We start from the raw sequence: 12,983 nt of genomic DNA on the forward strand, positions 1-12,983 counted from the left end.
TTAACTTTACAATGCAAATTGAAGTCGTAAAATCGAAAATACACAGGGTAAAAGTAACTGGTGCAGACCTTAATTACATAGGAAGTATAACCATTGATGAAGATTTAATGGATGCTGCTAATATTGTTCAAGGTGAAAAAGTACAAGTTGTGAACAACACAAACGGCGAAAGACTAGAAACATATGCAATTCCAGGGCCGCGTAAAAGTGGAGAAATTACGCTTAATGGAGCAGCAGCTAGAAAAGTAGCGAAAGGTGATGTATTAATATTATTCACCTATGCACGAATGGATATTGAAGAAGCGAAGAAATTTAACCCATCTTTGGTTTTTCCAAATGAAGAAACAAACCTTTTAGAATAGTTTGAATAAACAATTAAAGAAGATATTAAAAACTATACTCCCAATTGCATTGGGAGTTTTTTTTGTTTGGTATTGGTATAATTCTACCTCTGCGAACGACAGACAACAGATATTGTATTATATAAAAAAGGCAGACCTTTTTTGGGTGGGTTTTTCAATGGTACTAGGAATTTTAGGACATGTTTCTAGAGCAATACGTTGGAATTATCTGCTAAAACCGATGGGTTATAAACCGAGTTTAAGCAATAATGTACTAATCATATTAATGTCCTATTTCGCAAATTTAGGTGTTCCGAGAATGGGAGATTTGTTGCGAGCTCCGGCATTAGCTACCTATGAGAATGTACCGGTTGAAAAAGGGTTCGGCACTATTGTTACCGAAAGGGTTATAGATGTTTTAATGCTTTTTGCTATTATCGCTATAACATTTTTGCTGCATACAGATATTATTTTAAGCTATTTACAAGAAATAGGTTTGCCAATAAACAAAATACTCATATTGTTATTTTTGGGTTTAGCAGGGTTGGCGATTTTCACTTTTTACATAAAAAAAGCAAAAAACAGCATAGCAATCAAAATCAAAGATTTTATCAATGGCTTAATGGAAGGTGCGTTAAGCATCTTTAAAATGAAGAATAAGTGGCCATTTATTTTTCATACACTTTTCATTTGGGGTTGTTATATTGGTATGCTATGGGTTATTAAATTTACAATTGCCGAAACTATGTCATTATCTCTAAGTCAACTTATGGTTGCTTTTGTAGCAGGAGCTTTGGCTATGATGTTTACCAATGGTGGTATAGGCCTTTACCCTATTGCTGTTAGTAAAGCGTTGGCGATTTTTGGAATAAGTGCAGTTTCTGGTGATGCCTTCGGTTGGATTATGTGGATAGCTCAAACCATAATGATCGTGGTTTTTGGGGCAATATCTTTTCTGATATTACCGTTATTGAACAGAAACCGCTAGGTAATTCCAACCTGCCAAAAACTTACACATGAAACGTTTACTAATACCTTTCGCATTTTTTCTATGCATGAGTTTAACAGCTCAAGTAAAAGTTGAAATATTTGAATCTTTCAAATTACAAGAGAGACGAGACGTTAAATACTATTTCCCAGAAGATTACGACGAAGCAAAGAAATATCCACTAATTGTTGTTTTAGATGGTGAATACCTTTTTGATCAAGTTGTAGCAAATGCCAAATTTTACAGTAGGTTTCATGGTATGCCCCAGAGCATTGTAGTTGGTATTGAACAAAGTCAGAATGAAATTCGTTTAGACGATTGCGCTTATGAACCAGATAGCGGATTACCATCAGAAAAAGCAAAGAAATTTTTTGAATTTTTAGGTATGGAAATAATACCTTACTTGGATTTAAACTATAGTACAGCACCTTTTAAAATGGTTGTCGGGTACGACATTACTGCCAACTTTAGTAATTATTGGCTTTTTAAAGAGCATTCTTTATTTAACGCCTATATTAATATTAGTCCAGATTTAGCTCCAGAAATGGAAACTCGTGTACCAGCTCGCTTAGGTGCTTTTGATAAACAGATTTTTTACCAGCTAATTTTAGAAGGTGAAAAAAACAAAAATACTGCTCGTATTTTAGCTATGGATAAGGCTATTAAAGCAATAGACAAAGAATCTTTACATTATAATTTTTATCAATACGATGGTGCCGACCATACTTCTATCGCTACTTATGGTATTGGTGAAGCTTTTGACAATATTTTTGGCATGTTTAAGCCCATTAGTCCGAAAGAGTACAAAACCCAATTATTAACTTCAGATGAACCTGTATTTGATTACTTAGAAACCAAATACAATAACATTGAAGATTTATTTGGTTTTAAAAAAGATGTAAATCTTAATGACCTAATGGCTGTTTATGCCGGTATTCGTAAAAAGGAAGATTATGATTCTTTAAAGCCTTTAGCTGAACTTTGTAAAAAAGAGTTTTCAGCGACTATGCTAGGTTTTTATTTCGAAGGTGAATACTATGAGCAAATGGGGGAACCAAAAAAAGCACTTCGTACTTTTGAAAAAGCCTTTGGTATGGAAGAAATAGATTTCCTTACAAAAGAAATGGCTTTAGAAAAAATTGATGCACTAAAAGCAGATTTCGGTTACTAAACCAAAGAACTCAATTATTGTAAGAACTAGGATTATGCTTTAAATTGTGAAGCATAATCCTAGTTTTTTCTTTTAGTATTACAATTATTATCTTGTTTTCTTAAAACTAGATTTTATGAAAGTGATTGGTCGACTATTTTTGCTGCTGTTTGTTTTATCCTCAACAATTTCTCAGGGACAAAATAATATTACAACTCACAATAAATTCGAAATATTTCGAGGAACTAATATTGCACATTGGCTATCTCAAAGTAAAGGTCGAGGAATTGAACGTCAAGAAAAATTTACTGAAAAACATATAGCGGCAATTGTTGAAATGGGTTTTGATCATATCCGACTGCCGATTGATGAAGAACAAATGTGGGATGAAAATGGAAATCGCCATAAAGATGCATTTGAACTTATGGAAAAATGTATCCAATGGTGCGCTACCAATAATTTACGCATAATTGTCGATTTACACATTTTAAGATCCCATCACTTCAATGAAAAAGAAAAACCTTTATGGACAAATTCTAAAGAACAAGATAAATTTTTTGATTTATGGCGAGATCTTTCAAAATCATTAAAAAAATATCCTAATAACCTTGTCGCTTATGAATTAATGAATGAAGCAGTTGCTGATGACCACGAGCAATGGAACAACCTTATTGCAAATGCTTTTTCCGCCTTACGTGAACTAGAACCAAAACGCACTATAGTTATAGGTTCTAATAGATGGCAATCAACCGAAACTTTTGACGCTTTAAAAGTTCCAGAAAATGACAAGAATATTATATTAAGTTTTCATTTTTACTCCCCTTTTCTATTAAGTCATTATGGGGCAAGTTGGACAGATCTAAAAAATTATAACGGCCCAGTTCATTATCCAGGCATTTTAGTTTCACAATCTGAATTTGAATCACTTCCAAAAAATCAAAAGACAGTGGTTAAAAAATACGTCGACCAAAACTGGAATAAAAAACTTATTTTAAAAAAATGGATAAAACCAATCCAAAAAGCGAAAAAACTTGGTCTACCTTTATATTGTGGTGAGTTTGGTATTGTTGCTGATGCAATATCCAAAGACCGTTTAGATTGGTATAAGGATATGATAAGTCTTTTTGAGGAAAAAGGAATTGGATATGCAAACTGGAATTATGAAAGTGATAATTTTGGCCTAATTGATTCCACAGGTAAAAATGAAGAACTCATTCAAATAGTTACTAATAAAAAATAATTCAATCACTTTATTCCAACTTTATCATTTTAAACTTTACTCTATCTTCGCCATAAATCTTAATATAAGTAATGGCCAAAACTAAAACAGCTTTTTTCTGTCAAAACTGTGGCACCCAATATGCAAAATGGGTTGGGCAATGTACGGCTTGTAAAGAATGGAATACGGTTGTTGAGGAAGTGATTCAAAAAAAAGAAAAGTCTAGTTGGAAAACAGAGGTGAGTCCAGTTAAGAAAACTGCAAAACCACTTCGTATAAATGAAATTAGTACTGAAAAAGAAATAAGATTAAACACTTTTGATTTAGAATTTAATCGTGTTTTAGGTGGTGGTTTAGTTCCAGGAGCATTAGTACTTTTAGGTGGTGAGCCTGGTGTAGGCAAGAGTACGCTTTTACTCCAAATTGCCTTAAAACTACCATACAAAACATTATATGTTTCAGGAGAGGAAAGTCAAAAACAAATTAAAATGCGTGCTGATCGCATACATCCTGAAAGCGAAAATTGTCTAATTTTAACAGAGACTAAAACACAGAATATCTTTCAGCAAATAGAAGCAACTGAACCTGATATTGTAGTAATAGATTCTATCCAAACCTTACATACAGATTACATTGAGTCGGCAGCCGGTAGCATTTCTCAAATTCGAGAATGTACAGCAGAGCTTATTAAATTTGCTAAAGAAACAAATACCCCAGTTATCCTTATAGGCCATATTACAAAAGATGGATCAATTGCAGGACCTAAAATTTTAGAACATATGGTGGACACTGTTCTACAATTTGAAGGCGATCGTAATTATGTTTATCGCATATTACGAGCGTTAAAAAATCGTTTTGGCAGTACTTCAGAATTGGGTATTTATGAGATGCAAGGGGGTGGTTTAAGACAAGTTAACAATCCTTCTGAAATATTAATTTCTAAAAATGACGCCGGCTTAAGTGGAACAGCAATTGCATCTACGGTAGAAGGTCTTCGCCCCTTAATGATTGAAATACAAGCCCTAGTAAGTACTGCTGTTTATGGAACACCACAGCGTTCGACTACTGGATATAACGCGAAACGGCTTAATATGCTATTGGCTGTGCTAGAAAAACGTGCCGGATTTAAATTAGGGGCAAAAGATGTTTTCTTAAACATTACTGGAGGTATTTCTGTTGATGATCCAGCGTTAGATTTGGCAGTAATTGCAGCTATTTTATCAAGTAATTCAGATATACCTATTGAAAAAGGAATATGTTTTGCAGCAGAAGTTGGTTTGGCTGGAGAAATTAGACCAGTACAACGCATTGACCAACGTATTTTAGAGGCTGAAAAACTAGGATTCAAGACTATTTATATCTCAAAAAATAACAAAATAAGCCTTAAATCCACTAAAATAAAAGTGCTCATGGCAACAAAAATAGAAGATGTTGCGAGTGCATTGTTTGGTTAACGTTTGTCGCGCATAATTCTTGCAAAAACCATAATAATAACAATTACGGCTAAAATTACTACTATTTGCCAGAAGCCAATTTTTAGAAATACCATACTATATTTTTAGGGTGCTGGGTTAGGAAATTCATTATGTATAGCTTCAATACCTTCAAGAATTTCATCGTTCAATTTTAAATCAATGCTAGCAATATTTTCTTCAAGTTGTGTCAAATTAGTGGCACCTATAATTGTACTGGTAACAAAAGGTCGACTATTTACAAATGCTAATGCCATTTGTACAGTAGACATTTCATGAGTTTTAGCCAATTGATGGTACTTTTCAGTGGCTTTTACAGCTGTTTCACTGCTATATCTAGAATAATGTGGGAATAATGATAATCGTGAAGCTGCAGGTGACATTCCTCCTAAATACTTTCCGGAAAGTGTCCCAAAACCAAGTGGAGAATACGCTAAAAGCCCTACTTTTTCTCGTATTGCAATTTCGGAAAGACCCACTTCGAAAAGACGATTTAAAAGGCTATATGGATTTTGAATGGTTATAGTTCTTGGTAAGGTTGCATGTACCTTGCTTTCTTCTAAAAAGCGCATTAGACCCCAAGGTGTTTCATTTGAAACACCTACTTGTCTTATTTTACCTTCTTTAATAAGGTCTCTAAAAGTTTCCAGAATCTGATGAATATTATCTTGCCAGTAATCAGAAATATCATACTTAAACCCTCGTTTACCAAAATAGTTAGTAATGCGATCTGGCCAATGCAATTGATAAAGATCAATATAATCGGTCTGTAAGCGATTTAAACTTAATTCAACAGCATCTGTTATCGATTCTCTGGTAAAACCGGTTTCTCTAATAAACTTTGTAAAATCAGCTTTACCAGCTATTTTACTAGCCAAAACAACCTTATCCCTATTACTATTTTTCTTAAACCAAGTTCCTATTATTTTTTCGGTATGCGCATATCTATCTGGATGAGCAGGTACAGGATATAACTCTGCGGTATCAAAAAAATTAACTCCTTGTTCCAGAGCGTAATTCATTTGTTCATGACCTTCAGCTTCGGTATTTTGACGACCCCAAGTCATCGTTCCCAAACATATTTTACTTACTTCGATGTCTGTATGTTGTAGCTTGGTGTATTTCATAAACTATATTTTACTGCAATAAAGGCGCAAATTTAACAATTTTACTGCTCCCCTTGTTCATTGATGACAAGCATTTAACATTACCTAAAAATATAACATTTGTAATCCTTTTACTACAACGATGTAAATAAAAAGTTAAAACAGCGAAAATCACCGTATTTATTACTGTTAAAATGGAAACAACATGTACTAAAGTATACCCTATGCCGTTAGTTGACAACATTTAAGAGTGTGTGTGTTTTACCCCCGAATGACCACCATTTTATACCAACCAAAACGACGCCCTACTTATGACTAAGCCAAGATTTTTATCCGGCAAAAATAGATTGAATCTCTTCTTAATTTTTGCCCTAGCTATATCTTCTTTGTTCGCATACATAATTCCAAAATCTGTTAGCCTAAATTCTAATTCGATAATTGAGGAAGAAGTTATTTTCGCATCGCATCCATTAACTGGCATTTCAGATAACATAGTAATTTGTAGTGATGACGGATCAGAAGTACATGAAATATATTTATGTGGTGCTACTGATGACCGAATACTTAATGCGAACATATCAAATTACAAACAAATTATTTGGTCAAAATTTCAAGAAGGTAGTTGTACAGATGCTCAACCTAATTGTCCAAATACATCGCCAACCTGTTCATGGACTCAACTTAATACAACTTCTCAATATACAGTAACTGATAGTGGCGAGTATCGCATTTATGTTCAATATAATGACAATAGTATCGTAAGATATTATTTTAATGTTTATTCCAATGGTCTTGACCCAAACGCAGTGGCCACAGATATAGATTGTAACGGTCCTGGTAGTATCACCATAAACAATGCTCCATCCACATACGAATTTAGTATTAACAACGGGGCCTCTTGGCAAGATTCAAATGTGTTCACTATAACTAGTGCAAATACATACGATATTCAGCTTAGAAGAAAAGACAATGTAGGCGGATGTTTATTTGAAGTAGATGACATTACAGTAAATAACATTAGTATTGATGCTACCGCTACGCTAATTCCAATTACCTGTACAGGTGAAAAAGGTGGAATTAAAATTGATATTAATGAAACTTCACTAACTTATATTTATGAAATAAGTGAAGGTGGTAATTTAATAAACTCCTCAGGACCATTATCAAGCAATACGTACACCTTTAATAACCTCGACGCCGGCACTTATGATGTTGAGGTTAGGTTTTCAAATAGTATTGGTTGTACTTGGACCACTACTGAGACCTTAAATCCATTTAATGCAGTTCAGCCTAATGCCGTTGCAACTAAGAATATCGATTGTACAGATGGTATCATTTCAGTAACTCATTCTGGTGGTACAGCACCTTATGAATATAGTTTAAATGGCAGTGCTACTTATTCATCTTTCACCTCAGGAAACCAAACAGATATTCCTGTAAATACAGCAGGGAGTTATACAATAACAGTTAAAGATGCAAATGGTTGTGAAATAGATTCTACACCTATAGATATAATCGCAGAAGCTGAAATTGCATATACATTAAATTCTAAAGATGTTTCATGCAATGGTGCAAATGACGGAAGTTTAAAGGTAGACGTTTCAGATGACCAAGGATATAATCTTACATACAGTCTTAATGGCGGAAGTTTTCAAACATCTAGCGTATTTAGTAATTTAAATCCTGGTAATTATACGATAACCATCCGCAAAACTAAACCGGGCAGCACCTGTACCTTAACTACTGCTTCGCAGGTGATTGCAGAACCAATAACTTTGTCAGCTACTGCAGCTGTTACTACACCTATCGATTGTGACAATACAACTGCTACTATTAGCGTAACAGGAACATCGGGCGGAACAGCACCTTACAAATACAGTCTTAATGGAACTACATTTCAAACCAATACTGCATTTGCCGGTCTTGGTTTCGGTGATTATACGGTTACTATTGCAGATCAAAACAATTGTAAAGTTACCGTTCCATTAACAGTAGACGCAAGTGCACATCCATCAAACTTATTATTTGCAATAGACAATGTAAATTGTACCACTAAGGCAACTGATATCGCGGTAACCGTAGAAAACGGAACTGGGCCTTTTACATACCGTATTGTATCTCCTATTCCCACTACTGCAAGTTCTAACAATGTTTTTACTGGTCTTATCCCAAACTTAGTTTACAAATTTGAAGTGGTAACTGCAGACAATTGTACTATTGTCCGCGACTATGTGGTACCACAGCCTATGCAATTTAGCACTTTCGCATCTGTAAAGGAAAATGTGAGTTGTTCTACTGCCACAGATGGAGTTATTGAGGTTTCTGTAAATGATTTTCAAACGTCATACGATGTGGTAATCGAAGATGGTTCTGGCAATATTACACCATTTGGTGTAACCAATATAACCAGTTCTCCTATAACGATTTCAAATTTACCTGCGGATACATATACAATTAAAATTGCCGATGAATCAGGGCCCTGCCCAAAAATTCAAACAGCAACTGTAGAGCAACCAACTTCACCTTTATCTATTGCTTCTTTCGATGTTGTTCATGTACTTTGTGGTAAACCAGGTTCGGTAAAAATAAATGCAACCGGAGGTTGGGGTTCTTACAAATACCAAGTCAGAAGACCAGATAATTCTTTATTTCCCGCTACAGCACAAACCAACAAGACAATTACCGGTCTAACTCAATTTGGACTATATACTATTATCGTTACCGATATTAATGGGTGTGTAGAGGACTCCCAAACTTTTACAATAGAAGATCGTCAAGGACCCGTCGCTGAAGTTGACCAATCTGCTTCGGAATATTGTTATACTACTGCAACTAAAAGTTCTTTAAAAATCGATATCCTTTCGGGATATCCTCCTTATGTATACACGATCAATAACGGACCAAAACAGACAGTTACAGGCACCTCATTTACTTTGAGCAATCTGACTCCTAAAAAATATGTGGTAAAAATTATAGATTCAAATCTATGTTCAACTATTGTTGCCGACACCGAAATAAGGCCACAATTGTTTTCAGTAGGAACAGTCACAAAACCTTTAGGTTGTGGTTCAGCACCTGCTGATAGAGCTACCCTAACAGCAAAGTCGACCGGAGGTTACGGAACAAGTACTTTTGAAGTACGAATGGATGGTGGCGCATGGAGCTCAGTTACATTTCCATACTATACTGATGTAGTAGGTAGTTACGAGTTTAGAGCCACTGACCAAAAAGGTTGTACTGCAATATCGCAACCAGTGAATGTAGTAGTCCCGCCAGCAATTGGCAGCAATAATAAAATTACCCCTACAGCTTGTGGGTCGAATAATAACGGAAGTGTTGTCGTAAAAGGTACAGGTGGAACCCCACCTTTTCTTTATAGTTTTGATGGAAGTCCGTTTACTACAAAAACACTATATAACAAATTAGATGCTATTGATTATGTACTGGTTATCCGTGACAAACTCAATTGCGAATTTACTGAGACCGTAACTATTGGAGCCTTACCAAGCATATCTGCCACTGCAATAAAAACTGCAGACATCAGCTGTAACCCAGGTACCGGTGACTCACCAGGTATAATTGAAGTGTCAAATGTGCAAGATGCTGTTGGTTTAGTTCGTGTACGACTTAATGGCGGGGACGGTACTACTTCAGGTACACCACCATGGGTTTATCAAAATGTTGGAGGCATTGACATGAGCAACCCAGCAACAGTTCACACTATTAATATTAATAATCATGGTACATATCATGTTACAGTAGAAGACGAGCGCGGATGTATTTGGAAATCGGATCCAATAACCATTACAAGACCTCCTATTCCTCATGGTGTAACGCAACCTGTTGGAATGCAAACCTGTGCAAATGGTGCAACCTTTGATTTTACGGTGAACCCTGATCCGGGACTTGTTGGACCATTCAAAATGCGAATGTGGCCAGGCAGTCCTGATGACCCATTTGGAGGTGCATGGCGCGATTTCGACGCTGCAACTAATCCATCTTATGATGCATTAGATCCAGCTAATGAACGCGACTACAGAGTTTCAGGATTACTATTTGGGGTCAATTATGACATAATTGTATTAGATATGAACACCCAGTGTACATATGTTGCAGACCTAGGTATGGTGATAGCACCAGATCCACCGGACGACAAATTCAAAGCTTTTTCCACAGTTCAGTCTTATGCTTGTGCTAATAGTACTGGCGGCACTGCAAGAATAAGAGTAGAAGCGGCTGGTGATGCGAACACATTTGGTATTGGAGGACCTGATGGAATTCAATCAGTGAGTTGGAAGACATATAACGCCAGTGGAAGTAGTAATGCTGCTTACATGCATTCTGGTACAGCTAATGATAGTGGTTCAGGAGGCGATATTATATTTGACATTCCTAATGTTATTTCGGGTTGGTATGTTGTGGAGGTACAGAACGAATCTGGGTGTACAATTGGACATCGATTTAACATATATGCTCCACCTGTAGAATTAAAGAACCGATTACAAGATTATTCTCCACCAAACTGTAATATAGGCGCTCAAATTGCGGTAGAAGCCAAAGGAGGGTGGAATGACAAAGATTCTTATCAAGCAAGTAATACAATTGACCCAACTTGGCGCGAGTACGAATATGCTTATGTTTTAGCTAGTATTTCTGATCCAACGACCATTCCAGCATCCGAATGGACAACTGATGATTATAAAGAAATTACACCTTCTGCATATGATGGGGTAAACAATGTTTATCAGGTTTGGGTAAGAGATGCTGCGGGATGTGTGGATGAACTTGACACACCTATTACCATTATCAGGGATTTAGATCCTGTACTTGATAGTGTTGTTGTAAACAACCGCTGTAATACACCAAATGAATTGTATAATACAACCATTAATATTAGTGGGGGTACTGGAACAATTTATTATACTTGGGATGGAGAAGTTACAACTTCTAACACGAAAGATCTTACTCCCGGTGAACACACTGTTCAAGTTACAGATGAAAACGGCTGTGCTACTTTATCAGAAGATCTATTAATCTATCCTCAGATGCAAACATCAGCTTCTGTGACACAAATTGAACCTTGTGACCCACCAAATAGCGGTGAAGTTCTGGTAGAAGTTTATGGCGGTTCAGGAGATTATACTATCGAACAAATTTCTCCTGCCGGACCTACGAATACAACTGGAATATTTACAGGTTTAACGCATTCAATTAATTATGAATTCAGAGTACATGATAATTTATCAGGATGCGCAGATCAAACGGTAACCGCTTATATTGATGAGCCATTAATTCCAAAATTTAGAACAGTTACACCTGTACAACAGGTAACTTGTAATGGTGATGATAATGGTAAAATTATAGTAGAACCGGAACCAGGACAAAGCAACTTAGATGTATTATACGATTATAGCATTAATGGAGCGCCATATCAAGCATCAAATGTGTTTGATAACCTTGCACCTGGAACTTACACAATCTCAGTGCATTCTGCTAAAAATTGTATCCAAACACTGCCACCTGTTACGATAACAGAGCCTACTCCATTAGTTTTAGATACACCCACAGCAACACCATTTGCATGTACTGCTGACAACTCATATGGAACGGGTATCTTAAGTGTATCAGTAAATGGAACAGGCACTGGTCCTTACAATTATAGTTATAATGGATCTGGTTTTAGCTCTAGCGATACGTTTGAATTTCTTTATACTTCAAGCCCACAAACCATAGTAATTGATGTTGTTGACACCAATGGATGTACAGACCAAACGTCGATAGTTATACCAGCTGCCGAAAAAGTAGAAGCTAGTGTAAATGAAATTCAAGCTATGAATTGCGATGATGATGCTATTATCGAAATAGTAGGAACTCCCGCTGCAGTTAATCCTACCGATTATGAAGTACGTGAATTAATTTCTGGCAATTTAATAAATGGTACAGGACAAGGCCAAATTACAATTCCAGCGGGCAATCCAGGGTATTACATCTATGAACTTTTAGATACCACAACAGGTTGTGCTTCGATCATTACATATAGTATTGCGCCTTTTGATTTTATCGGTGTTTCTGCAACAAAACTTGAAGATGTTCATTGCTATGGTGATGCTGATGGTGCCATTGAGTTTACCTTATCCGGATATTCAGGAGCATTCGATTTTGAAATTTTCGATACAACTAATCCAGGCACAGCTTTTATAACTGGTTCTGGAAACACATCTACTCCCGTTTCTACTGTAAATACATTACCTGTAGGCACATATTTTGTTCGAGTAAAAGCAACGGATATTCCATTGTGTGAAGCAGAATCGAATCATATCACGATTCAATCACCAGAATCTGCATTAGATTTTAGTTACGAAATCACTAATCTTTTAAGTTGTGTGCCTGGTAATGATTCAGAAGTCACGGCAACCCCAGTTGGTGGATGGTCTGGATATGAGTTTGAATTAGTAGACCCAGCTAATCCTGGAACTCCAATTCAATCTTTTGGTCCAAATAATGTATTTAGCGGTTTAACTTCTGGTATTAATTACGAACTTACCCTTAGAGATTCAGGTGGATGCGATAATGTAATGCAGGTAATTACAATACCAACTATTGATGCGATTATATTAACCGAAACGAGTACGAATCCAACTTGTCCTGGTGCTGCTAATGGTTCTATAACTGTAACCGCCTCAAGAGAATTTGGTAATGGACATACA

Annotated in this window: 7 protein-coding genes; 6 read left to right on the forward strand and 1 reads right to left on the reverse strand. The window is 36.0% G+C overall.

Annotation, left to right across the window (positions count from 1 at the left end; all coding sequences use genetic code 11):
• The first annotated feature begins 11 nt into the window (after positions 1–11).
• The 5 genes from panD (at position 12) to radA (ending at position 5,152) form a co-directional block, all read left to right on the forward strand.
• Entirely contained in the window at positions 12–362 is a 351-nt protein-coding gene (panD, locus tag ABJF52_RS03190) for an aspartate 1-decarboxylase (protein ID WP_153757061.1), read from the forward strand.
• Between the two features lies 1 nt (position 363).
• The gene (locus tag ABJF52_RS03195) at positions 364–1,329 is read left to right on the forward strand and encodes a lysylphosphatidylglycerol synthase transmembrane domain-containing protein (protein ID WP_348146196.1); all 966 of its coding nucleotides are present in this window, start codon (positions 364–366) and stop codon (positions 1,327–1,329) included.
• Positions 1,330–1,357: 28 nt separating this feature from the next.
• Complete coding sequence (locus tag ABJF52_RS03200) at positions 1,358–2,500, forward strand: alpha/beta hydrolase-fold protein (protein ID WP_348146199.1); 1,143 nt, start codon at positions 1,358–1,360, stop codon at positions 2,498–2,500.
• A 115-nt stretch (positions 2,501–2,615) separates the two neighbouring features.
• Entirely contained in the window at positions 2,616–3,719 is a 1,104-nt protein-coding gene (locus ABJF52_RS03205; protein WP_348146202.1) for a glycoside hydrolase family 5 protein, read from the forward strand.
• Positions 3,720–3,790: 71 nt separating this feature from the next.
• Positions 3,791–5,152 carry a DNA repair protein RadA gene (radA, locus tag ABJF52_RS03210; protein ID WP_348146205.1) on the forward strand — a complete coding sequence of 454 codons (1,362 nt, stop codon included), beginning with the start codon at positions 3,791–3,793 and terminating at the stop codon, positions 5,150–5,152.
• A 104-nt stretch (positions 5,153–5,256) separates the two neighbouring features.
• Here radA and ABJF52_RS03215 read toward each other — a convergent pair whose 3' ends face one another.
• On the reverse strand, positions 5,257–6,297 hold the full coding sequence (locus tag ABJF52_RS03215; RefSeq protein WP_348146208.1) for an aldo/keto reductase: 1,041 nt from the start codon (positions 6,295–6,297) through the stop codon (positions 5,257–5,259).
• A gap of 290 nt (positions 6,298–6,587) precedes the next feature.
• On the opposite strand from ABJF52_RS03215, the gene ABJF52_RS03220 reads away from it, so the two are divergent.
• A partial coding sequence (locus tag ABJF52_RS03220; protein WP_348146211.1) for a hypothetical protein occupies positions 6,588–12,983 on the forward strand: 6,396 nt, incomplete at its 3' end.

The organism is Aurantibacter sp. (assembly GCF_039941195.1).
Lineage (GTDB): Bacteria > Bacteroidota > Bacteroidia > Flavobacteriales > Flavobacteriaceae > Aurantibacter_A.